The following is a 21,808-nucleotide window of genomic DNA, read 5'->3' on the forward strand; positions in this document are numbered from 1 at the left end:
GTGGTCCCCTCTTAAAGAGGTTGGATGTTCTCTGCCTGGGGGCCTTTCGGGCCCTGCACGACGTCGAACTGGACCCGCTGATTCTCGTCCAGTGATCGGTACCCACTCGAGGCGATCGCTGAGTAGTGGGCAAAAACGTCCGCCGAACCGTCGTCGGGGGCAATGAAGCCGAAACCCTTTTCGGCGTTGAACCACTTGACAATACCTGTTGCCACGGCCATGTTCCTTCTCTGAATCTGACTGACCACCGGCTTCAACCCCGATGCCCCCGGACGCATACGTCCGCTTCCTCAAACCTACGGTGCGGGGTTCGGGGGCGCAAGGATCTCCGGAGGTCTCGGTGTTCCCTAGTGCCAGAATCTTGAGGATTTCTTGCTCCTCTGCAGTGCGGGATCTTGAAACTGGGAAGGCAGAGTGGTTGACGATTAGCGTCGTCGGCCATAAAGGAGAACACCAGGTGGGGTTGTTCCGGCGCCGGTTCGAAGCGGCAGCGCCAAAGATCCACGTGGACATCCTCGAAGACCACGCACTGCTCCGGGAGAGTCTTGCTTCCTGGCTTGAAGCCAACGCAGCAACCGTGAAGGTGGTGGGCAGGTTCAGCTCCTGGGCTGAGCTCGCCGCCTCGCTTGGACAGTTGTCTGACGTTGTCCTGTTGGACATCATCCTTGGTGACCGGATCCCGCTGCGCTCCAAGATCCACGCCATTCTCTCAACAGGGTCACAAGTGGTGGTCTGCAGTTCCCTCGCGACGCCCCTGGTGATCCGCCAAGCGTTCGACGCCGGCGCACTGGCCTACATACCCAAGACGGCGGGGGCCGAAGTGCTCACCACGGCCGTTCTCGCCGCCGCGCGCGGCGAGAAGTTCATCCTGCCCGAGCTAGCCGGCGTCTTTGACGTCCCCGGGCCGCGGATCCGCCTCACCCCGCGCGAACACGAAGCCGTCACGCTGTATCTTGGCGGCTCCGGCGGGACAATGGCGGATGTCGGTGCGAGCCTGGGCATCAGTGCCGACGGCGTCAAGAAGCTCCTCGTGTCAGTCCGTCGCAAAGCCCATAACGGACCGGAATCACTCAGCCGGCCCGCGCTCCGGGAACTACTGATCGCCGACGGCTGGCTGCTCCCCGATCGGTGAGGGGGTTGTGCCGCGCGGCGACTCACCGGGGAACGCGGCGTGGCCGCCGATACCGCTTCCTAGAATCGAACCATGACTATGCAGAGCCATTCGAAAGTCGCGGTTGTGACAGGGGTCGGCCGGCGGCGCTCAATCGGGGCGAGCCTCGCAGTCGGCCTGGCGCGCGACGGCTGGGACCTCGCCCTCAACTATTGGCGGCCGTACGACGATCGCCTCGGATTGGAGCGCAATGCCGACGACCCGGAGTCCATCGCCAGCAAATGCCGCGCGTTGGGAGCCGCCGTCGAACTCGTCCCGGGCGACTTGGGCGATCCGGCGGTGCCGGCTGAGCTCATCAGGGCTGCGGGAACCCTTGGGCCGGTGACAGGTTTGGTCATGTCGCACTGCGAATCAGTGGACAGTTCGATCCTGACAACCGACCTTGAGAGTTGGGACCGCCATTTCGCTGTCAACGCCCGGGCGACGTGGCTCCTCATCAAGGCCTTCGCGGAGCAGCTGCGGGAACCCGTTGATCCGGGCGACGTCGGTGGCCGGATTGTCGCCTTGACGAGCGATCACACTGTCCACAATCTGCCGTACGGCGCGAGCAAAGGCGCACTCGACCGCATCGTCACAGCAGCCGCCGTCGAGCTGGCAGGCCGGGGTGTGCGTGCGAACGTGGTGAACCCGGGCCCGATCGACACCGGGTGGATGGACGACGCTACGCGGCGTTCGGGCATTGACGCGACTCCGGCGGCTCGACTCGGCACGGCCGAGGACACGACGGACCTGGTGCGATTCCTGTTTTCCGAGCAGGGCTCGTGGATGAATGGCCAGATTCTTTATAGCAACGGGGGCTTCAAGGTCGGCTGAGCACTGACGGACCGCCGCCCCGCCCCATTGCAGGACAGGGGCGGCGGTCTGCAGCAGCAAGGCGACGCTGGGGCTAGAGAAGCCCGACCTTGGTCATCAGCTCGGTGACCTTCTCGCTGTTGAGCTTGGCGGGGTCCACCGAAGGTGCCTGGAGGTCCTTGAGAGGCACAAGCTTGGAGTTCGCCGGCACGTCGGAGCCAACCGTGTATTCAAAGGAGTCGCCGTTCTGGAGGACCTGCTGACCCGCTTTGCCCGTGATGAACTTCAGGAACTGCTGGGCCTGGGCCTGCTTCTTGCTCGAGGCCAGAACAGCGCCGCCGGAGACGCTGACGAACGCACCCGGGTCCTGGTTCTTGAAGTAGTGGAGATCAACGTTCTTGCTGTTTTCTCCGGTCTGGGCCTGATCGACGAAGGAGTAGTAGTGGTACAGGACTCCTGCGTCGACCTCTCCGGCGTTCACGGCTGCGAGCACCGGGGTGTCGTCTTTGTAGGACTTGAAGTTGGTTTTGGCCGCCTCCAGCCATTTCTGGGTGGCGTCCTCTCCCTTGAGCGCAAGCATCGCGCTGACAATGGCCTGGAAATCAGCTCCGCCTGTGGACGCGCCGATGCGCCCCTTCCATGACGGGTCCGCGAGGTCCATCAAGGACTTGGGAAGCTGGTCTGCGCTGAGCTTGGTCTTGTTGTAGGCCAGCACGGTGGAGCGGGCCGCGATGCCCGTCCAGTCGCCGGTGGAGGGCCGGTACTGCGCGGGGACTTGGCTGAGGGTTGCCTGGTCCACCGGGGCGAGCAATCCGGCACTCGCGATGCGGACCATGGCCGGGGAGTTTTCCGTGAGGAAGACGTCCGCCGGGGAGTTCTTCCCTTCCTCGCTGAGCTGGTTGCTCATTTCAAGGTCGTCACCATTACGGAGCGTAACCTTGATTCCCGTCTCCTTGGTGAAGGCGTCCACCCATGCGCCGGTGAGGTTTTCATGCTGCGCGTTGTATACGACGATGCCGTCGCCGGACGCGCCGGCCGTGGAACCACCGCTTGCGGTACCGCTTGGTGCGCCGCTGCACGCCGAAAGTGCCAGCAGCGTGGCCGTGGCGGCGGCAAGGGCCGTAGCGGGTTTGATGCCGAATTTCATGGGGGGCCTTTCAAGGATTCCGGCTGGGCCCGGAACGGTTGGGGGGGTACCACTGCCCTTCACGCCGAGCAGCCCGAGGAGTCGGGGGAACGGTAGCGAGATAGGCAAGGCAATCCTTACTGTAATAACAACATGCCATTGTTGCGTAATTCTGGGCACGCTGAGGTCGACTGTTACAAACGGGAACCCAGGCGCTAGATCTGCTCCTGTCCGCGTAAGGAAACCATTAAGGACCGACGACGGCCGCCCGGTTTGGTGGTCTGATGAGGATAGACAATTCGGGCTTTGGGCTAACCTCGGCAGGAGCTGAATCCACCATGAAACGCACTCCCCTCAACCAAGGAGCGGCACACGCTTCCGAGCTTGCCGGCGCGGCTCCGGAAGACTACGTCGTTGTCGATGAACTCGGTGATTTCACGTACTATCCATCCAAAACCGCCATGCTCGAGGACCTTGAGTACGTTGACGAAGCCGCCAGCATCCTGGACCGGGCGGGCAACAACTTCCACTTGAGGTTGGAAGAGGGCCGGAAGCTGGGCCTGGGCTCCTCGTTCGGCCGGGTCGAATTCACCTGGCTCCGCCAGACCTGGATCACCGACCGGCGCCGCGAACCGAAAGCGCATCGATTGCTGCGCCTCTACCCCACAACGCTCGATGCCCTTCTGGCTGGAATATTTGAAACCCTGAGCCTGGAACTCGCCAGCAGCGCCACCAGTTCGCCCTGGGTAGTGGAAGTAGCGGGGGAAGAGACCCATCCCGCGACACTCAGGGACGTCGATGGCCTCCTCGCGCGGCTGGATCACCTTGAACGTGTCACTGTGCGCGATCCCTTCGGACACGACTACCGGCCAACCCGTCATGCAACACACCGCCTCCACGCCCCTGGTGCAGGGGCGCTCTACTACGTGGAGATGGAACCGCGTGCCGCGGAGGCGGAGCAGCATCCCAACGAAACTGACAATCTGCCCTGAGTTCCTTCAATGTGGGTTACCGCCCGGTGGGCGCGTTCTGCGATAGTTGGGGACATGGTGAACGTTCAGACCGAAATACTGATCGAGCGACCCCGCGAGATCGTGGCAAGTTATGCTTCCAACCCGGACAACGCGCCGGTCTGGTATGTGAACATACGATCTGCACAGTGGCAGACGCCGAAGCCCCTGGCGGTCGGATCCCGGGTTGCCTTCACCGCACGGTTCCTGGGCCGAAATCTGGACTATGTCTACGAATTCACCGAGCTTGTCCCCGGCGAGAAACTCACCATGCGCACAAGCCAAGGTCCTTTCCCGATGCGGACCACTTACACCTGGTCCGATGAGAATGGTGCGACCCGCATGACCCTCGGCAACACAGGTGAACCCTCCGGGTTCTCCGCGCTTGCGGGCATCGTCATGGCTCCAATGATGCGCAAGGCCATGCGCAAGGATCTGGAGAACCTCAAGAAGATCCTCGAAGCCACATAGAAACGGCGGCCCCAGGCTCTCCCCCGCGGCTGCGGGTCGCCGACTGAGTTGTTCGATGCGCATGCTGGCGAAAATCTGCTGTTGCGTGCAAGGATGACCCATACGATCGCAGCGGTCCACATTTGGGGGAAAAATGACCGAAAGCACCAACCTGCCGGAAAACACGCAGCCCGGCAGCAACGAATATGGCGCATCGCAGCGTCCCCAGCCTGAGTTCGGAATGAGCGCCCCGGAATCCTCCGGCCCGCAGATTCCCCCTTGGCATCCGGAAGCAAACCAGACCCAGGCAACAGCGTGGCCGCCCGCTCCCTCGATCCGAAGCCGCGAAAACGTGGGCCGAGGCGCCCTGTTCGCCCTCGCGGCCCTCCCGATCGGCGTCGTTCTGTGGCTCGTCATCTGGAGTTTTGACTGGATGTCCTCGCTCGTCACCTTCGCCGCTGCGGCGGTGGCGGCCCGTTTCTATGTGATGGGAGCTGGCGGGCTGAGCCGAAAAGGCGTGTGGGTGGTAGCGGCTATCACAGCTGCCACCGCGCTTTTGTCTTTCGTCGCGGGAGTCTGGATGGACGCTGCCAAATACATCAACAGCCAACCCCTCTCTTTGATCACCAGCTCCGAGCCGTGGGACCTGATGAACTACAACCTGGCGAACAACCCGGACTTCGTGAAGAGTTACATGGGCGACTTCCTCATGGCGTTGCTCTTCGGCGCCCTGGGTTGCTTCTTCACGCTTCGCCGCATGTTCGCCGCCACCAGGAACCGCTAAGCGCTGACCAGGAAGCGGCGGCCGCGAACCAAGTTCGCTGCCGCCGCCATCGCGTTATGCGCTAGGGCACGACGGCGACCACGTCGATCTCGACGAGGAAGTCGCCCAGGAACGAACCCACCGTTGTCCGGGCCGGGTACGGGGTTTCGACGAACTTTTCGTAGACGGTGTTGAATCCCGCGAAGTCGCGGCCCGGATGATGCAGGTGCACCGTCGCTTTGACAACGTGGGAGAAATCGAGCCCGTGCGCGGCCAAGACGGCGCCCAGGTTGTTCATGGCCTGGAGCGTCTGCTCTTCAATGGTGGTTCCCACCGCCTCACCGCTAACGGGGTCATGCGGAGTCTGGCCAGCCGTGTAGAGAAAGCCGTTGGCGACGATGGCCTGGGAGTACGGGCCGGCCGGGCTGGGTGCGAGTTCCGTGGTTACTTGCTTGCGGGACATTGGGTTGGTTCCTTTCCGGGGACCGGCGTTGGCCGGCCGGGGTTGCTGACGTTTAGAGGACCTTTGAGAGGAAGGCCTGGGTGCGTTCGTGCTGCGGGTTGCCCAGGACGTCCTCGGGCCTGCCGGTTTCAACAACTACGCCGTGGTCCATGAAGACCACTTGGTCGCTGACTTGGCGGGCGAAGCCGAGTTCGTGCGTGACCACCACCATGGTCATCCCGGCTTCGGCCAGGGACATCATGACATCGAGCACTTCGCCCACAAGCTCCGGGTCCAGCGCCGACGTCGGCTCGTCGAAGAGCATGAGCTTGGGCTTCATGGCCAGTGCGCGCGCAATCGCGATGCGCTGTTGCTGCCCGCCGGAGAGTTCCTGGGGGTAGGAATGGCCCCGGTTGCCAAGGCCTACCCGGTCCAGCAAGGCCTGGGCTTCCTCGGTGACCTCGTTGCGCGGGCGGCCCAGGACGTGTATCGGTGCTTCCACGACGTTCTCCAGCACGGTCATGTGCGGGAAGAGGTTGAAGCGTTGGAAGACCATCCCTGCGGTCAGCCGGGAACGGGCGGTCTGCCGTTCCTTCATTTCGTAGAGGCGTCCGTTCCGCTCGGAGTAGCCGACCAGATGTTCGTCGACGTACAGGCGGCCGGCGTCGACCTTCTCCAGGTGGTTGATGCATCGGAGGAAGGTTGTCTTTCCTGAGCCGGACGGACCGATGAGGCAGGTGACGGAGCCTCGTTCGACCTTCAGATCAATGCCCTTGAGGATTTCCGTCGAGCCGAAGCTCTTGTGGACTCCTTGGGCCTCCACCATCGCGGTAGTCATCGTGCTGTCCTTGTCTTTAGCCGGCGCGTCCGTCGCGGTGCGGCGTCGAAGCCGCGGCCATAGCGTCGTTCGAGTTTGGTTTGGAAGAAGCTCAGGATGGTCGTCATGAGCAGGTACCACAGGCTCGCGACGATGAGCAGCGGGATGGTCTGGTAGTTGTTGGCGTAGATGATCTGCGCCGAATACAGCAGGTCGGAGATGGCCAAGACGCTGACCAAAGCGGTGCCTTTGAGCATCGAAATGACCTGGTTTCCGGTGGGCGGGAGGACGACGCGCATCGCTTGCGGGAGGATGACCCGGCTCATGAGCTTGTTGCCGTTCATGCCAAGGGCCTGGGCGGCGTCGTACTGGCCCTTGTCCACGGATCCGATGCCGCCCCGGATGATCTCGGCCATATAGGCGGCCTCGTTGAGGGACAGTCCGAGCAATGCCGCACCGAGCGGAGAGACGAGCACGTTGGCCGAACCAAGGACCACGGAGGGGCCGCCGAAGGGCAGTCCGAACGCGATCACCGGATACAGGGCGGCAATGTTGTACCAAAAGATCAACTGCACAAGCAGCGGGGTGCCGCGGAAGAACCAGATGTAGGCCCGGCTGATGGTGTTGACGATCGGGTTGGCCGAAAGCCGCATGATCGCCAGGACCGTGCCAAGGGCAATGCCGACGCTCATCGACACTACGGTCAGGAGGATGGTGAGCCCGGCTCCCGTAATGATCTGCGGGGAGAAGAGATACGAGACGACGACGTCCCAGTGGTACCGCTGGTTTACCGCCACGTCCCACGCGGCACTAAACGCGACAAGAATGAGGACGACGGCGATTGCCAGGCGGACGGGGTGCCTGAGCGGCACCACGGGGATGGAGTCGCCCGGGGCCGTGGAAAGGCTTTGCCTTGCGTCGGAAATGGAGTGTTGCTGCATGATGGTCACCTTTTATTGGGCGAAGTTGACGCGGGCGTCGGTGATGGCGCTGGATTCAAGGCCGTACTTACCGAGGACCTTGACGTACGAGTCGCTCTTGATCACAGTGTTGAGAGCGGCGGAGACGGACTTGACCAGGCCGGAGTCCTTCGGCATGCCAACGCCGACCGGTGAGAAGTCATACTTGGCGGCGATCTCGATCTGCGCGTTCTGCGTGGCGGCGAAGTTCAGGATGGGTGAATCCGCCAGGACGGCGTCGACGCGTCCGCTGGTCAGGGCGGAAATAGCCTGCCGCGTGTCCTGGAACTCGTTTCTTTGGATCTTGTCTTTGCCGCCGTCGGTGCATGCTTTATCAAAGTCGGGGACATTGACCGTGAGCTGGTACGACCCGGTCAGCAGGCCGACCTTCTTACCGCACAGCGCGTGTTCATTGCTGATTCCCAATGGGTTGCCTTTGGGCACCGCAACGGCACTGCCAAACTGCATGTAGTCAACGAAATCAAGCACCTTCATGCGCTCCGCCGTCGGGGTCATCGAGGAGACAGTCATGTCATACCGCCCGGCGGCGATCCCCGGGATGATGGAATCGAAATTGGCTACCTGGATCTCGACCTTCACTCCGAGCGCCTCTCCGATCAGGCGTGCGACGTCGGGGTTGGCACCCGTCATCTCCTGAGTGCCTTCCCGGTAGAACTGTGTGGGCGGTTCGTTGGTGGGGATGGCGACGCGCAGGACCTTGCTCGCCTTGATGGATTCCGGGAGCAGCTGCGCGGCTGCCTGGTTGACGTCGAGAGCGGGGACGCCTGCGTCCTGCCCGGAGGTACCGCCCGGCGACACTACCGAAGTGGCGGACGTTGCGGGAGAACAAGCGGTGACGGCAAGCAAAAGTGCTGCCGTTCCGACGGCGGCGGCGACGCCGAGCCTGGAGTGTTTCGTGCGGGGGCTGGTGGTTGGGGATTTCATCGGGAGGACCTCGTTTCTGCGTAGGCCATCTGGGCCTCGGGGTTGGGGATAGTGCCCGGGAGCGCTTCGCTGCGGTGACGGATCAGCTGGCGGCCTTCTTCCCGGAGTTCCCGGATCGTGGAGACTCCGAGGAGCATCATGGTGCGGGTGATTTCGGCGGCGAACAGTTTCAAGACGTGAGCTACTCCCGCTTGGCTGGCCGCTGCCAGTCCGTACAGGTAAGGGCGGCCGATGGAGCAAGCGTCGGCGCCGAGGGCAATCGCCTTGACGACGTCGGAGCCGCGGCGGATGCCGCCGTCGACGATGATTTCCAGCCGGCCGGCCGCCTTCTCGGCAATGTCGGGAAGGACGTCGAGCGGGGAAGCCATGTAGTCAAGTTGCCGGCCTCCGTGGTTGCTGACCTGGATGGCGTCGATACCAAGCTCGGCCGCGATGACCGCGTCCCTGGGATTCACGACGCCTTTGAGGATGATGAGACCGTCCCAGCGCGACCTCAGGTCCCGGATATCGTCCCAGTCCGTCGGTTCGTATGATCCAGCCAGGAGGGTCCGCCACATGTCAGGGCTGCTGGAGAGCGGGCCTTCGGGAATTTCGGCGTCGAGGTTCGGGAAGGCGATCGCATCGTTGGCCAGAAACCCAAAGGCCCACCTGGGATGCAGCGCACCTTCGATGACAGTCTTTGGCTTGATCGACGGCGGCGCGGTGAATCCGTTGCGGTAGTCACGTTCCCGGTGGCCAATCGCGCGGCAATCGACGTTGACGAGAAGCGCTTCGTATCCGGCATTCGAGACCCGGTCCAGGACGGCCTGGAGGAGGCCCTTGTCCGCAGTGGGCTCGATATTGAACCATCGCCGAAGGCCCGGGGTAGCGGCACTGACGTCCTCCATGGTGGTGGTGCTCAAGTGCGCCAGTCCATAGGGGACGCCTGCCTCGAGGGCCGCGCGGGCGACGGCAGTCTCGCCGTCGGGGTGGAAGAGCCGGGTGCCGCCGGTGGGCGAGAGCGTCAGCGGCATCGCCACCGGACCGCCCAGGAGGGTTGAACCAAGGTCCAGGTGCTCCACCGAACCCCACTTCGGGAGGAAGGCCCAGTCATCGAAGGAAGAGCGGTTGCGCCTCAAGGAGGCCTCGTCCTCGCCGCCGCCCTCGATGTAATCGAACACGCTTCCCGGAAGGCGTTTCGCGGCCAGTTTCCTCATGTCCTCGATGCTGTAGCAGCGCCTGGAAAGCCGCTCCGGCACAGACCGGGCAGGTCCCTGCACCGAGGCCAGCGCCCTGATGTCCTTGAATCTCATTTTTCTGTTCCTCTGTTTTGGGGGGATTCTCTTTCGGTACCTTCCTCAATGGTGATGTAGATCTCTCCCCTTCTACATGTCGATTCCTCCATAAGATCGGCTGTCCACTTGTGATATCTTCCAACCATGGATATGAAGGAAGGGCGACGCGGAGAGCCGGATCTCCAGACCGCCGTCGTGCGATTGTCCGACTGCATCCAGCTCATGCAGGCCGATTTGGTGCACGCGAATCCCACCCCGGACAACCTCGGACATCCCGTCTCGGACGTACTCATGTACGACCCCATGGATGAATGGACCAGCATCGATGGCCGGATCATCCTCGCCGTCGGGCTCATGTGCGGTTCGCCGGATTTTGACCAGCTGCTTCTCCGGGCTTCGAACAGCAACGCGGCCGCAGTAATCATCAAGGCCCATGGGGCGCCCTTGGAGGAGCTGCGCTCTGCCGCGATCCGCTACGACCTGGCGGTCCTTATCGCACCTGACTCCGCCGATTGGACACGGCTCGTGGCACTGGCCCGGGCGTCGGTCATGGGCGCGGCCGTGGACTCGGTCTCCGGCGTCCGCCTCGGGGACCTTTACGCGTTCGCCAACGCTGCCGCATCCATCACCAACGGCGCGGCCAGTATTGTGGATCCGCTCGGCAGGATCCTGGGCTACTCGACGCTGCCCGGCCAGCCCATTGACGAGCTCCGCCGCGTCACCACTCTCTCGCTGCAGGAGATCAAGCCACCAGCGTTCGATGCTGACTTCAAGACCGCTTACGCGTCCGGCGGTGCCGTGCTCATCCCCGGAATCGATGAAGAGATGCCCAGGCTCGCCCTTGCCGTGAGGGCCGGCGGCGAACTGCTTGGCTCGATCTGGATAATCGACCCGGGGGAAGACAAACGGGAGGCGGCCCTGGAGGCACTCGACCGGATGGCGCCGCTGGCCGGACTGCACATGCTCCATGCCCGCTCTGCGTCCGATTTCGGGGAACGCAGGAACGGAGACCTGATCCGGACCCTCATGGAGGACCCCGGACACGCGCCCTTTGCCGCGGCCCAATTGGGGCTCGAATCCTCCGGCGGGCTCGCCGTCGCGGCCTTTTCGATCGTTCGGCCCGAAACAGGCAGCCTGGAGTCGGTGCGTGAAATCCATCGGCTGCTGCACTTGGTGACCACCGTTTGCACCGTGCAGTTCAACACCAGCCACAGCGCCCTCATCGATTCCGTGGTCTACGCGCTTCTCCCCTCCGACGGGGCTACCTCAAGGGCGATCCATCGGCGCGTGGTGCAGGAAATCGGCGCGTATGGCCACACGATCAGCTCCTATCCGCTCATCGCTGCCGTCGGCGGCATCGCAGCCCGCGTTGAGGAGCTGCCAGGGTCCCGGTCAGAAGCCCTGCAGACACTCCAATACCTGCTCCACCAACAATCGACAAAGCCAGATGCCGCCGGCGGGCCCGCCCCCTCCGTCGGGCTCTTCGAGGACTACAGGATCCCCCTGAATCTCCTGAAGATCGGGGCTTTCATCAGCGAGAGCGGATTTGCCGAGCTCGACGACATCGCGAAAGTCCAGGCCTACGACGCCGGGCAGCAGACCGACTATCTGGACACCCTGCGGGCATACATGGCCTCGAACGGAAATATCTCCGCGATGGCGGCCCGCCTCCACGTGCACAACAACACTGTCCGCTACCGGATCTCACGCTTGGCCAAGGACTTTGCCCTCGATCTGGACGACCCGCAGAAGCGGCTCTGGCTCTGGCTGCGGCTCACAACCATGGACCTAGCGGTTGAAGCGGAATAGCGGCCACCGCCACCGGCGTCCGAAGGGGAGGTCAGGTTCTCGACTGGGCCACCTCGCGAACGGATTATCGGCTAAAAGTCCGGCTAGTGAGTGGCCAGATATCAAGCTATAATTCCAAGCATGAGAACGGTACCGCTCAGCGAAGCCAAGGACAAGCTGTCCGCCCTCGTGGAGGAAGCAGACACGACGCACGAGATCATCCAGATCACCCGGCACGGGCACCCATCAGCGGTGCTGATGTCCGCCGATGACCTGGAATCCCTGCAGGAGACCATCCACTGGCTCTCGCAGCCTGGCATCCGCGAAGACCTGGACCAGGCCCGGCGCGACATCGCCGGCGGCAACACGACCAGCGGCGCAGACCTCCGCCGCGAATTCGGGCTGCCGCCACGGTGACCGACGCCGAATCCACCGGCCCCACGCCGTGGAACGTCGAAGTCACCAGCCCGGCACTGAAGGGTTTCCGGCGGCTGCCGAAGAAAGCAGCAACCGCGATCGTCGAATTCGTCACCGGCGCGCTGGCCGACAATCCCCACAGGCTGAGCAAACCCCTCACGAACGAACTCCTCGGACTCCGCACCGCACGGCGCGGCGACTACAGGGTCCTGTTCACCCTCGACAGCGAAGAGCGCATCCTCTACATCCACCGCATCGAACACCGCTCCGACGTCTACAAACCGCGCTAGTACGGTCTCTTCGAAGGAAGATGTCCGGTCTCAACATATTTGTCAGTTCCGTACTAGCCGGGTCACTTGAGCGGGGACAGCGTTTCGGGCCTGGCCCCGCCCTTAACTCGGACCTCAACGCGCGCCGATTTAGCCGTTGGTGAGGGTGATGTCGTCGAGGTACATCCAGGTGTCGTCGGCGGGGGTGGAGCCGTCGAGGTGGACGTTGAACCAGAGGGTGATGGTTTGGCCTTTGTAGGCGGTGAGGTCGGCGGTGAGTTGGGTCCAGGTGCCGTTGTTGTTGCAGAGTTTGAACAGGCTTCCCAGGGTGGTGCCGTTCGTGGAGCGGACCTGCGCTTCCATCCAGTCGTACCGGCACGTGGTTCCGTTGCAGGTGTCGTCATTCGTGTGCGGCTGGTACCAGAAGGACAGGGTGGTGGTTCCGGTGGCGGGGATGGTGATGGTCTGGGACAGGCTGCTGTCGCCCAGGGGTTCTGCCCCGGAGGCCAGGCCCAGGAGTGCGGAGCCGGTGCCGGTGTGGGCAACGGTGGAGGCCACGGGTGCCCTGACGCCGCCGGTGATCCAGGAGCTGAGCCCGGATTCGAAGCCGCCGTTGGTGATGGTCGAGGTGGTGGTTCCCGTGGGGGTGACCGGCGCCGAGGCCGCCGACGCCGGGGAGGTGCCGATGGCGTTCGCGGCGGTGACCGTGAAGGTGTAGGCGGTGCCGTTAGTCAGCCCGGTGATGCTCGCCGACGTGGCGGGCGGGTTCCCGGTGACGGTGACCGGGGCCAGGGTGGTGGCGCCGGCGTGCGGGGTGACGGCGTAGGAGGTGATCGGGGAGCCGCCGTTGGCCGGGGCGGTCCAGGACACGGTCGCGGAGGCGTTCCCCGCCGTTGCCGTGACCCCGGTCGGGGCGGCAGGCGCCGTCGCCGTCGTTTGGGTGTTGGTGAGGGTCACGTCGTCCAGGTACATCCAGGTGTCGTCCGCCGGGCTGGAGCCGTCGAGGTGGACGTTGAACCAGAGCACGATGCTCTGGCCGTTGTAGGCGGAGAGGTTGGCGCTGAGCTGGGTCCAGGTGCCGTTGTCGTTGCTGAGTTTGAACAGGCTCGCTAGGACCGTGCCGCTGGTGGTGCGGACTTGTGCTTCCATCCAGTCGTACCTGCAGGCGGTGCCGTTGCAGGTCTCGTCCGCGGTGTGGGGCTGGTACCAGAAGGACAGGGTGGACGTCCCTGCAGCGGGCATCGTGATCGTCTGGGACAGGCTGCTGTCCCCGAGCGGCTCGGCCCCGGAGGCCAGGCCCAGCAGTGCCGAGCCGGTGCCGGTGTGGGCGGTGGTGGAGGCCACGGGTGCCCTGACGCCGCCGGTGGTCCAGGACGTCAGCCCGGACTCGAAACCGCCGTTAGTGACGCCGGGAACCGGCGCCGCGGGCGTGACCGGGGCCGAGGCGGCGGAGGGCGCGGATGTCCCGACGGCGTTCGTGGCGGTGACGGTGAACGTGTAGGCGGTGCCGTTAGTCAGCCCGGTGACGGTCGCCGTCGTCGAGGGCGGACTCCCGGAAACCGTCACCGGAGCCAAAGCCGTGCCGCCGGACGAAGGCGTCACCGCATACGAGGTGATCGGGGACCCGCCGTTGGCCGGCGCCGTCCAGGACACCACCGCGGACGCGTTGCCCGCCGTCGCGGTCACCCCCGTTGGTGCGGCAGGCGCGGTCGCCGAGGCTGCCACGGTGATCGTGAGGGATGGGGTGACCGCGTCGGGGCTGGTCCCGTTGGTCGCGGTGACCGTGAACGTTGCCGTGCCGGCCGTCGTCGGGGTGCCGGAGAGGATCCCGGTGGTGGCGTCCATGCTCAGCCCGCCGGGCAGGGCACCGGACGACACTGCAAAGGTCGGGGCCGGGCTGCCGGTAGCGGCGAAGGTGTAGCTGTAGGCGGTGTGGGCGGTGGCGGTGCCCGGGGGAGTGTCCGCGGTGAACACCGGAGGTGCCGGTATACCGGCAGCCACCGTCTTCAGAATAATGTCATCAGCGATCATGTCGCCATCCTGCATCGCGTGCTCTGCTCCCAGCTGGAGCACATTCATCGAAGTATTTGAACCGAGATCTATAAACCCGGTCGTGCTGTTCGAACGGTCAAAGAGTTTCGTGCCGTCCTGCCATACCTGGACCTGGCTTTGCGCACCATTGACTACCAGGTGAATTTTCAGGGCAAACTTTTGGCCGACGGCTACATTACCCACGCCCACGATGGTGAATCCGGAGCCGCTAGCCCACCTCACGAACAGGCTGCCCGATCCGTTTTGACGCGATACGTCAAACAGGCGGTTGCTGCCGTTGAAGAAGCGCAAGGTGGGAACGTTACTGTTCGAAGCGTTGCCTTCGCGCGTGATGTCAAACCAGCCGCTGGCCCAAACTTCGCTGGCCGAAGCCGGAAAATTTTTCACCACGTTAGCCTCAGAGCCGCTATTCCCCGTCACATGTATTCGTGCAGCGCAGGCGGGGGAGTTGGAAATTGCCGATTGCACCGTGGCGGTGGCGTCGCCCAACTGGGTGACAGTCGTCCATCTACTGAAATCATTGGTTTCAAAGTTATCGGCCAGAACGACTGTGCCGGGGTCAGCGTTAGTGGGAGCCGGAGCGGTGGGGTTACAGGGGGACGTACTGGCCTGAACGTTGCCCCCCGAACCAAAGCTTGCATAAATCACTAAAGCGGCCATTACAAGCGATGCTGCCAGAGCCGGGTGGCGCCCTCTTCGTGCCGAATTTCGCTTATGCCCCGTATTTGCCATGGGAGTGCCCCTAATGAGGTGGTATCGGTGCAGGTGCTATACCTGAGAACTGTGCGGCACGGACCACTCCCACAGCCCCCGGGGGACTGTGTTCCTCCGGGGGCTGGCACTGGTACGCCCGAGGTGCCGGCTTGCCCGGACCTTGAGGCTGCCGCTGACCAGTCAGAGAGCTAGCCGAAGGGCCACCGCCGGCGTTAACGACTTCATTGGTCATCCTCGCCCGCATCATGACCTCCTGTGGATGGACAGAGCCGTTCATAGTCAGTACCTGGTTGGCCGCGCGATCGAAAGCGCTCCTCATGTCATTTGGGCCCGCCTCATGACGGCCGGCCGTGAAAGCGGCCCGATCCGGAGCCTAAGTGCCGGCCAGCGTCTGGGGCGAGAGTGGGCGGCACCTGTTTTTTGTGTGGGAATACTCGCATATCCTGGGTCCCGGAGCGCTCCCATCGACCGGACTTCGAATCTGGCGCTGTTGACAGTGTTAACACTTTCGGCTTCGGAGTGGGTCGCACATCAGCCGGTCTGGCTCGTATTGCCTATGTATACAGGCTCGGCAAACCCAAATTTAGGCCGGGTGTTGGTTCCGGATGGCCACAGAAGATGAACGCAACCCCTCCCATGCGGCCGTGCATGGGTTTGTGGCCTTCGAAGACCCTGCAAGCGTTGCTGATGGCTGGGGGCATCCCGCGTCAACCTCGCCAGTACCTACCCGAAGCCGGAGGGATCTCAAGTCCTCGTCGAATGCGGTCTCTAAGGCGGTCTTTTTCGGCCGCAAATTGGCCTCATGCTCTGGCCTGCGGGGTTTCGACCAAGCAAGTAGTCACGCGGATCTGCACACGCCGAGCAGGTAGTGACGGCTCAAGAATAGGGTGTCCTGCGCCACAAAGTCGGGCACGAACCACTCCTGTGCGGCCCTTTTTCCGCGCCTAGGCTCCACGCAATGAGTCAGTAGCCAAGGGTCAGAAACAGGTCTCTCACATGCGTGGTCAACCCAAACCGCTGCCCCGCCGCGTCTGGGCGGCATTCGTGTCAACACTGCTTGTACTCACCGGGCTGTCCATTGGCGACACCGCCGTTGCGGACGTAGGGACAGTCGCCCACGATGCGCTGCGGACGGGGTGGGACAGCACCGAGAGCGCGCTTTCGCCGTCGTCAGTTGCGTCCTCAACCTTCGGCAAACTGTTCTCCACAGCGGTGGACGGGCAGGTGTACGCCCAGCCGCTCGTCGTCGACGGCACCGTCATCGCAGCGACGGAGAACAATGCCGTTTACGGGTTGGACAGCACTACAGGGACGGCGAAGTGGGTACGTGCCCTCGGTCCGGCCTGGCCGGCGTCAACAGTGAGCTGCGGCGACCTCACGCCTACCATCGGCATCACGTCCACTCCGGTCTTCGACCCGGCGACAAAGTCCGTTTTCCTGATGGCCAAGACGAACGACGGATCGAGCCCGCAGCTCCCGCACTGGTACATGCACTCCCTCGATCCGGTGACCGGGGCCGAGAGGGCGGGGTTCCCTGTCCTCATTGGCGGAGCCCCGAGCAATGATCCGACCCATCCATTCAACGCCATGACCGCGATGCAGCGGCCAGGACTGCTGCTCATGAACGGGGTCGTCTACGCCGGCTTCGGCGGCCACTGCGATTACGTCCCTTTCGTCGGGTACATCGTCGGGGTGTCTACAAGCGGCCGGCAGACAACGATGTGGGCCACCGAATCGGGCAACAGCAACGCGGAGGGCGGGATCTGGCAGTCCGGCGGCGGCCTGGTGTCCGACGGCGCGGGCCAGATCATAGTCACCACCGGGAACGGCATTTCCCCGGCACCTGGTGTGGGCACCACTCCACCAGCGACGCTGGCGGAGTCCGTGGTCCGGCTCCAAGTCGGTGGTGACGGCAACCTGACGCCGACCGACTTCTTCAGCCCCGCCGCCAACGCCAGGCTGAACCAAAACGACGCCGACCTCGGTTCCGGGGCCCCTGTCGCCATTCCGGACGGTTACGGCACGGCGCAGCACCCGCACCTAATGGCCCAGGTCGGAAAAGACGGCCACGTCTACCTTCTGGACCGCGACCGTTTGGGTGGCATGGCGCAAGGCCCCGGCGGAACCGACGCCATCCTCGACGAGGCCGGTCCGTACGCCGGAGTTTGGGGGCGGCCGGCATTCCTCGGGACCAGCGGCGGCGGCTACCTCTACGACGTCGAGAACAACGGCTACTTACGTGCTCTCAAGCTCATGCCGAACAGTGCGGGCGGGGTCACCCTCGCGTCCGTGGCGACGTCCCCCGGCACCTTCGGGTACACCTCCGGTGCGCCGGCGGTGACCTCTAACGGTACGGACGGGTCTTCCGCCCTTGTCTGGGTCGTCTATGTCTCTGGACCCACCGGTGCCAACGCAGAACTGCGCGCCTACAGCGCGCTTCCGGACAGCACCGGGCACCTCCAGCAGGTGTTCAGCGCCCCACTGGGCGTAGGTTCCAAGTTCTCCTCCGTGGCCACCGACGGCGGTCGCGTGTTCTTGGGCACCCGCGACGGGCACGTGCTAGCCTTCGGCTCCCCGACAACCGCCGCAGTAGGTGCGACGAGCACCGACCTAGGCCAGGTCCCGGTAGGTGCCGCGCAGACGGGTGTAGTGACGATCACCGCGTCCAGGCCGGTATCGATCAGCTCCGTCACGGCGAGTGCTCCGTTCCAAATCGGAACCTCCCTCACGCTGCCTCAGACTCTGGCCGGCGGCGGCAGTCTCGCTGTCCCGGTGACCTTCTCGCCGTCGGCTGCCGGCCAGGCCGACGGCACGCTGACCATCACGACGGCCGACGGCGAGACCGACATCCTCGGCGTCCACGGCGTCGGCACGAAGGACGGCTTGGGCGCGACACCGCCGGCGTTGCAGTTCACCAGCGTGCCGACCCAGACGATCAGCCGGCGGACCGTCAGCATCGTCAATACAGGCACAACGGTTGTCACGATCACCGGAATCACCTTCCCAGCCAATGCAGAGCTCAGCGTGGACACCGGCACAGCGCCGGTCGTAGGTCAACAAATCGAGCCCCTTGCCTCGGTCCCGGTGTCCCTGACCTTCAGCCCCGCCACAGCAAATCCGGTGAGCGACCAGCTCGTTGTCGTCAGCGACCACGGCGCGGTGACCGTGCCGATCACCGCGACCGCCATCTCAGGGGCTGCGCACCTGCAACTGCCGCCCACGCTGGATTTCGGTGACATCCCGGTGGGGACATCGACAACCCGGGACTTCAAGATACTCAATACCGGCAACATCCCGATGACCATCACCAAGGCGAAGGCGCCGCTAGGACTTTTCTCAACGACCGCACCCATCGCTGAGGGCCTGACGATTCCCGCGGGTGGCTCCGCATTCCAAAGCGTGACCTTCGCACCGACCGCCGTCGGGCCCGCCGGAACTCAGAACACCTTCTACTTGATCACCGCCGACGACGGCCAAGGCCCACTCACCGTGATGCTCACCGGCAACGGCGTGGACGACCCAATCGCAGTCAAGGCGCAGCAGGTCGGTGCCGGCCAGCTGCAATCGAATCTTGGGAGCGCGCTTTCTCTGCAATATTCCGTGGCGTCAGGGAAATGTCAGGATTTCGTCCATGGCGTGGTCTGCTGGTCGCCGGCGACGGGGGCGCATGAGGTCCATGGTGCGGTCTATACCCGGTATCACAGNNTGCTGGTCGCCGGCGACGGGGGCGCATGAGGTCCATGGTGCGGTCTATACCCGGTATCAGGCTGCCGGCGGGGCGGCCGGGAGCCTTGGCTTCCCGACCACCGACGTTATGGGCGCTCCTGACGGGGTGGGTCAATACACCCATTTCACCGGTTCCGGGGGCTCTTCGATTTACTGGTCGCCGGCGACGGGGGCGCACGAGGTCCAGGGGGCCATCCGGGCGAAGTGGGCCGCGCTGGGCTGGGAACAGGGACGGCTGGGCTACCCGCTGACCGACGAGTACGCAGTTCCCGTCGGTCGGGAGTCGGATTTCGGCGGCGGTCGGCTGACATGGAACTCGCAAACAGGAACGGTCAGCGGCTAGCCGCCTGCTCGAAGAGCGCCCCGTCGGGCTGCAGCTTAAAAGGTTCTGGCACCACGGGTCGCGCGGCACGAGCCAGCAGGGTGCAGTCCGGAGGCAGTTGCAGCCATCCGAGGGAACATCCCCTTTGCTGAGGAAAGGTCAGACCGGAGCACGCGCCTACGCCGCCTTCGAGAGGGCAGGCAACGCTGGAATGCCTCAATGTCTGGCGGTCAGCCGGAACTTCCAGAGTTCGCGCGAATCGAGCGGGAAGCTGCTCCAGGGATCTTCCATCTTGACTTGCGTCCAGCCCTGAGGAAGTGCCTTGCCCGTCGTGATTTCAAGATGGGCACGTATCGGTTCGCCAGGCAGGTGCAGCAATCCCACGCTCAAAAGAATCCCCGGAACAAGCATCATGGGGTGGTGAGCGAAACCGTTCCGTGTACTTTGCAGAGGCATGGTTTCCTACGATTCGTGCGGTTCGCAGCTGTGTCCATGGTGGCCGCGCCTAGAAAGGTACCCCGATGGTGAGCAGCCCGGTGGCTTTGCCGCGTCCGGAGAGAACCCGGGCGAACTCGATCGCCTCCAGACAGATCTGCTCCCCGCCGATACCGGAGGACCAGCGACCGCCTGCGGTGCCGGTGAGTTCCAGCTGGAACGGCCGCCGGTGCTTGGCTGCCCACTCGTGGACGATGTCTCCAACAATCCGCCCGTCATGGGCCGCAGTCGTGGCCAGGCTGGCGTCGGTGGCCCGGCTGATGTCAATCCGGTGCATCCAGGCATCACGCGTGTAGATGCGGTCCATCAGGTATCCGACGGACCGCACGCCTAGCGGAGGCCCCCAAGGCACCGGTATCGCCCGGACGGTAATTGGAATCTTTCGGCGCGCCGCCACCGCACGAACTGACGCCTCGGCGAGGTCCGTAAGAAGCCTTGCCGGGGTATGGCTGGCACGCTCGCGGACCTGGAGCGCATTCATTCCGTCGACGACGGGGCCGCCCGGGTGCAGCTTCTTTCCGGCCCGCACCTGATGCATACTTTCGCGGGGACTCGCCGATGCCTCCGCGGCTCCGACCAGATGCGCCACCAGTCTGCGGACGTCCCATTCGGGACAGTCCGTGGTGGCGGACCAGGCGTCTTTCGGCAACGCGGTCAGAAGGGCCAGGATGCGCCCGTATTCCTCTGTAGCCCTGTCCATCCATTCCGCGTGGCTAAGCGTGAACGTTGCCGAATCCTCCGGCTGAATTCCCCGCATTGCATTGCCTCCTGGTAATTGTTTTTCCTAATATGAATAGGACACCCGCTTTAGACTGAAGTCAATAGGTTTACCTAATGTGCGTAGGAGAATGATGATGAATTCCCAGCAGCCGGCTGCACCGCCTCGGGAGCCAGCGCCTGTGCGGCGGCAGGACCGGCGCGCCCGCAGGCATCAGGACACGCGCAGTGAAATCCTGAGCGCTGCGTGGGAAAACGTCCGGAAACGAGGTGTCGCCGCCCTGTCGCTGCGCGAAGTCGCCGACGAGGTCGGTATGCGCCCGCCGTCGCTCTACGTCTACTTTCCCGGAAAGGCGGCCATCTACGATGCGATGTTCGACCAGGCGGCCCGGGAATTCCTGACAGTTGTTCTCCAGTCCGGCCCTTCAGGAGCCCCCCGGGCCACGCTTCTGGCAGCGGCACGGATGTTCTTCGATTTTTGCACCGCCGACATCGCACGCTACCAGTTACTGTTCGAACGCCCCGTCCCCGGCTTCAGACCGAGTCCGGAATCCTACTCCAGCGCCGTCCGCGCCCTCGAGGAGGCCTCCGCCTTCCTCGCCGGCGTCGGAGCCGACACGCCCGATGCTGTCGACCTCTGGACAGCGCTCATCACTGGTCTGGTCAGCCAACAGCTCTCCAACGACCCGGGAGGAGACCGCTGGCGGCAACTTCTTGGGGATGCCGTCGACATGTTCCTTGCGCACGTCACCCGGCAATACCCGCAGGCTGGCGAGGAAGATGGAACTGATCCTGGCCTGCGTTGAGCCGGAACCGTTGGGGAACTCAACCGTCCCGTTTCAACAGACTGTTCTGGCTTCCACCCTCTTCCCAATCCCGGATCATTTCCCGGTCCTGGTCCGATGAAAGGCGGGAGGCCCCCGGCCGGCTGCAAACATTGCACGGAACCCGGCCTGGCCGGCAACTGACTGGCCTTTGTAGGCGGTGAGGTGTCGGCGGTGAGTTGGGTGCAGGTGCTGTTGCCGCTGCAGAGCTTAAGCAGGCCGGCCAGGGTGGCGCTACGTTCGCTGGCGGCCTGTTCGGACGAGCTTAGGCGATGAGAATAGGCGCCCCGTATCGCCTCGTATGGCGTGGCCACGGCTGGCGTGGCTGGTCGATGCGGTTGCGCGTGTGCGTTCCCCGCAGCTCTGGGAGGCCGTGAGGACCACGTGGCACCGCGATGCGTCTGAGCAGTTCTCTGCAGGCCGGGTCTTGGTGGATCACGTGAATCACGTCCTCATGAACCGCTACCGGCGCGATTGGCTCGGAATCAACGGTTCGGTCCGTCACGCCGCTTAGATTACCGCGCGGGTTGATGGCATCGATGTGCAGGGCGTCGAGATCGACACAGACCCATTCGTGTACGGGGTGGGCCATCCCTAGGACAAGGCGGGGTCGTGAAGGCCGTCCTCCCGCGGGATGAGCTCGGCTACATACGCATTGAGTTCGCTAGACGCCCATAGGCGGCCCGGGCAATTCCCATGCCCCGGATCTGCCCCCCGATTTCCCCTTGTCCAAGT

The 21,808-nt window shown here is 64.0% G+C and carries 22 protein-coding genes; 12 read left to right on the forward strand and 10 right to left on the reverse strand.

Annotation, left to right across the window (positions count from 1 at the left end):
* Positions 1-11: 11 nt before the first annotated feature.
* Complete coding sequence (locus tag AC4CS3_RS09970) at positions 12-215, reverse strand: cold-shock protein (protein ID WP_035743560.1); 204 nt, start codon at positions 213-215, stop codon at positions 12-14.
* Positions 216-418: 203 nt separating this feature from the next.
* Here AC4CS3_RS09970 and AC4CS3_RS09975 point away from each other — a divergent pair, with 203 nt between their 5' ends.
* Positions 419-1,132 (forward strand): response regulator, encoded by a 714-nt coding sequence (locus tag AC4CS3_RS09975; protein WP_490783308.1) that lies wholly within the window; start codon positions 419-421, stop codon positions 1,130-1,132.
* A 78-nt stretch (positions 1,133-1,210) separates the two neighbouring features.
* The gene (locus AC4CS3_RS09980; protein ID WP_490783543.1) at positions 1,211-1,984 is read left to right on the forward strand and encodes an SDR family oxidoreductase; all 774 of its coding nucleotides are present in this window, start codon (positions 1,211-1,213) and stop codon (positions 1,982-1,984) included.
* Positions 1,985-2,057: 73 nt separating this feature from the next.
* On the opposite strand, the gene AC4CS3_RS09985 is transcribed toward AC4CS3_RS09980, so the two are convergent.
* Positions 2,058-3,110 (reverse strand): iron ABC transporter substrate-binding protein, encoded by a 1,053-nt coding sequence (locus AC4CS3_RS09985; RefSeq protein ID WP_236813736.1) that lies wholly within the window; start codon positions 3,108-3,110, stop codon positions 2,058-2,060.
* Between the two features lie 317 nt (positions 3,111-3,427).
* On the opposite strand from AC4CS3_RS09985, the gene AC4CS3_RS09990 reads away from it, so the two are divergent.
* From AC4CS3_RS09990 to AC4CS3_RS10000, 3 genes are all read left to right on the forward strand, one after another.
* Positions 3,428-4,081: a hypothetical protein gene (locus AC4CS3_RS09990; protein ID WP_490783309.1), complete on the forward strand. Its 654-nt coding sequence runs from the start codon at positions 3,428-3,430 to the stop codon at positions 4,079-4,081.
* A 54-nt stretch (positions 4,082-4,135) separates the two neighbouring features.
* Complete coding sequence (locus AC4CS3_RS09995; protein ID WP_490783310.1) at positions 4,136-4,570, forward strand: SRPBCC family protein; 435 nt, start codon at positions 4,136-4,138, stop codon at positions 4,568-4,570.
* 133 nt (positions 4,571-4,703) lie between these two features.
* Entirely contained in the window at positions 4,704-5,333 is a 630-nt protein-coding gene (locus tag AC4CS3_RS10000; protein ID WP_490783311.1) for a hypothetical protein, read from the forward strand.
* Between the two features lie 61 nt (positions 5,334-5,394).
* On the opposite strand, the gene AC4CS3_RS10005 is transcribed toward AC4CS3_RS10000, so the two are convergent.
* From AC4CS3_RS10005 to AC4CS3_RS10025, 5 genes are read right to left on the reverse strand one after another with little or no spacing between them, the layout of a single operon-like run.
* Positions 5,395-5,775: a RidA family protein gene (locus AC4CS3_RS10005; RefSeq protein ID WP_490783312.1), complete on the reverse strand. Its 381-nt coding sequence runs from the start codon at positions 5,773-5,775 to the stop codon at positions 5,395-5,397.
* A 52-nt stretch (positions 5,776-5,827) separates the two neighbouring features.
* Positions 5,828-6,592, reverse strand: coding sequence for an amino acid ABC transporter ATP-binding protein (locus AC4CS3_RS10010; RefSeq protein ID WP_490783313.1), 765 nt, complete (start codon positions 6,590-6,592; stop codon positions 5,828-5,830).
* Positions 6,589-7,512 (reverse strand): amino acid ABC transporter permease, encoded by a 924-nt coding sequence (locus AC4CS3_RS10015; protein ID WP_490783314.1) that lies wholly within the window; start codon positions 7,510-7,512, stop codon positions 6,589-6,591. Before AC4CS3_RS10015 ends, AC4CS3_RS10010 begins: the two co-directional genes overlap by 4 nt.
* Positions 7,513-7,524: 12 nt before the next feature.
* Positions 7,525-8,475 (reverse strand): ABC transporter substrate-binding protein, encoded by a 951-nt coding sequence (locus AC4CS3_RS10020; RefSeq protein WP_490783315.1) that lies wholly within the window; start codon positions 8,473-8,475, stop codon positions 7,525-7,527.
* Positions 8,472-9,767 (reverse strand): alpha-hydroxy acid oxidase, encoded by a 1,296-nt coding sequence (locus AC4CS3_RS10025; RefSeq protein ID WP_490783316.1) that lies wholly within the window; start codon positions 9,765-9,767, stop codon positions 8,472-8,474. Before AC4CS3_RS10025 ends, AC4CS3_RS10020 begins: the two co-directional genes overlap by 4 nt.
* 126 nt (positions 9,768-9,893) lie before the next feature.
* On the opposite strand from AC4CS3_RS10025, the gene AC4CS3_RS10030 reads away from it, so the two are divergent.
* From AC4CS3_RS10030 to AC4CS3_RS10040, 3 genes are all read left to right on the forward strand, one after another.
* Positions 9,894-11,558, forward strand: coding sequence for a PucR family transcriptional regulator (locus AC4CS3_RS10030; protein WP_490783317.1), 1,665 nt, complete (start codon positions 9,894-9,896; stop codon positions 11,556-11,558).
* Between the two features lie 120 nt (positions 11,559-11,678).
* Entirely contained in the window at positions 11,679-11,954 is a 276-nt protein-coding gene (locus AC4CS3_RS10035) for a type II toxin-antitoxin system Phd/YefM family antitoxin (protein ID WP_441431936.1), read from the forward strand.
* Positions 11,951-12,244 (forward strand): type II toxin-antitoxin system RelE family toxin, encoded by a 294-nt coding sequence (locus AC4CS3_RS10040; RefSeq protein WP_490783318.1) that lies wholly within the window; start codon positions 11,951-11,953, stop codon positions 12,242-12,244. Before AC4CS3_RS10035 ends, AC4CS3_RS10040 begins: the two co-directional genes overlap by 4 nt.
* Before the next feature lie 129 nt (positions 12,245-12,373).
* On the opposite strand, the gene AC4CS3_RS10045 is transcribed toward AC4CS3_RS10040, so the two are convergent.
* A complete protein-coding gene (locus tag AC4CS3_RS10045) occupies positions 12,374-14,662 on the reverse strand; it encodes a fibronectin type III domain-containing protein (protein ID WP_490783319.1) in 2,289 nt (762 codons plus the stop codon).
* A gap of 1,323 nt (positions 14,663-15,985) precedes the next feature.
* Between AC4CS3_RS10045 and AC4CS3_RS10050 the strand changes: the two genes are divergently transcribed.
* Both AC4CS3_RS10050 and AC4CS3_RS10055 read left to right on the forward strand, forming a co-directional pair.
* The gene (locus AC4CS3_RS10050) at positions 15,986-18,724 is read left to right on the forward strand and encodes an Ig-like domain-containing protein (protein WP_490783320.1); all 2,739 of its coding nucleotides are present in this window, start codon (positions 15,986-15,988) and stop codon (positions 18,722-18,724) included.
* On the forward strand, positions 18,666-19,058 hold the full coding sequence (locus tag AC4CS3_RS10055; RefSeq protein ID WP_490783321.1) for an LGFP repeat-containing protein: 393 nt from the start codon (positions 18,666-18,668) through the stop codon (positions 19,056-19,058). Before AC4CS3_RS10050 ends, AC4CS3_RS10055 begins: the two co-directional genes overlap by 59 nt.
* A 195-nt stretch (positions 19,059-19,253) precedes the next feature.
* Here the strand turns inward: AC4CS3_RS10055 and AC4CS3_RS10060 are convergent, their stop codons facing one another.
* Positions 19,254-19,493 (reverse strand): hypothetical protein, encoded by a 240-nt coding sequence (locus AC4CS3_RS10060; RefSeq protein ID WP_490783322.1) that lies wholly within the window; start codon positions 19,491-19,493, stop codon positions 19,254-19,256.
* Between the two features lie 49 nt (positions 19,494-19,542).
* Positions 19,543-20,289, reverse strand: a complete 747-nt coding sequence (locus tag AC4CS3_RS10065) for a maleylpyruvate isomerase family mycothiol-dependent enzyme (RefSeq protein ID WP_490783323.1) — start codon at positions 20,287-20,289, stop codon at positions 19,543-19,545.
* Between the two features lie 97 nt (positions 20,290-20,386).
* Between AC4CS3_RS10065 and AC4CS3_RS10070 the strand changes: the two genes are divergently transcribed.
* Positions 20,387-21,055, forward strand: coding sequence for a TetR/AcrR family transcriptional regulator (locus tag AC4CS3_RS10070; RefSeq protein WP_490783324.1), 669 nt, complete (start codon positions 20,387-20,389; stop codon positions 21,053-21,055).
* A 319-nt stretch (positions 21,056-21,374) separates the two neighbouring features.
* A complete protein-coding gene (locus AC4CS3_RS10075; RefSeq protein ID WP_490783325.1) occupies positions 21,375-21,587 on the forward strand; it encodes a hypothetical protein in 213 nt (70 codons plus the stop codon).
* The last annotated feature ends 221 nt before the right edge of the window (positions 21,588-21,808 follow it).

Source organism: Arthrobacter sp. SE2 (genome assembly GCF_058244265.1).

Bases quoted from the DNA above. Each gene is read 5' to 3' on its own strand.
- AC4CS3_RS10030 (WP_490783317.1), top strand. From the start codon at position 9,894: ATGGATATGAAGGAAGGGCGACGCGGAGAGCCGGATCTCCAGACCGCC.
- AC4CS3_RS10075 (WP_490783325.1), top strand. From the start codon at position 21,375: ATGGCGTGGCCACGGCTGGCGTGGCTGGTCGATGCGGTTGCGCGTGTG.
- AC4CS3_RS09990 (WP_490783309.1), top strand. From the start codon at position 3,428: ATGAAACGCACTCCCCTCAACCAAGGAGCGGCACACGCTTCCGAGCTT.
- AC4CS3_RS10015 (WP_490783314.1), bottom strand. From the start codon at position 7,512: ATGCAGCAACACTCCATTTCCGACGCAAGGCAAAGCCTTTCCACGGCC.
- AC4CS3_RS09995 (WP_490783310.1), top strand. From the start codon at position 4,136: ATGGTGAACGTTCAGACCGAAATACTGATCGAGCGACCCCGCGAGATC.
- AC4CS3_RS10035 (WP_441431936.1), top strand. From the start codon at position 11,679: ATGAGAACGGTACCGCTCAGCGAAGCCAAGGACAAGCTGTCCGCCCTC.
- AC4CS3_RS10020 (WP_490783315.1), bottom strand. From the start codon at position 8,475: ATGAAATCCCCAACCACCAGCCCCCGCACGAAACACTCCAGGCTCGGC.
- AC4CS3_RS10060 (WP_490783322.1), bottom strand. From the start codon at position 19,493: ATGCCTCTGCAAAGTACACGGAACGGTTTCGCTCACCACCCCATGATG.
- AC4CS3_RS10070 (WP_490783324.1), top strand. From the start codon at position 20,387: ATGAATTCCCAGCAGCCGGCTGCACCGCCTCGGGAGCCAGCGCCTGTG.
- AC4CS3_RS10010 (WP_490783313.1), bottom strand. From the start codon at position 6,592: ATGACTACCGCGATGGTGGAGGCCCAAGGAGTCCACAAGAGCTTCGGC.
- AC4CS3_RS10065 (WP_490783323.1), bottom strand. From the start codon at position 20,289: ATGCGGGGAATTCAGCCGGAGGATTCGGCAACGTTCACGCTTAGCCAC.
- AC4CS3_RS10000 (WP_490783311.1), top strand. From the start codon at position 4,704: ATGACCGAAAGCACCAACCTGCCGGAAAACACGCAGCCCGGCAGCAAC.
- AC4CS3_RS10005 (WP_490783312.1), bottom strand. From the start codon at position 5,775: ATGTCCCGCAAGCAAGTAACCACGGAACTCGCACCCAGCCCGGCCGGC.
- AC4CS3_RS10025 (WP_490783316.1), bottom strand. From the start codon at position 9,767: ATGAGATTCAAGGACATCAGGGCGCTGGCCTCGGTGCAGGGACCTGCC.
- AC4CS3_RS09985 (WP_236813736.1), bottom strand. From the start codon at position 3,110: ATGAAATTCGGCATCAAACCCGCTACGGCCCTTGCCGCCGCCACGGCC.
- AC4CS3_RS09980 (WP_490783543.1), top strand. From the start codon at position 1,211: ATGCAGAGCCATTCGAAAGTCGCGGTTGTGACAGGGGTCGGCCGGCGG.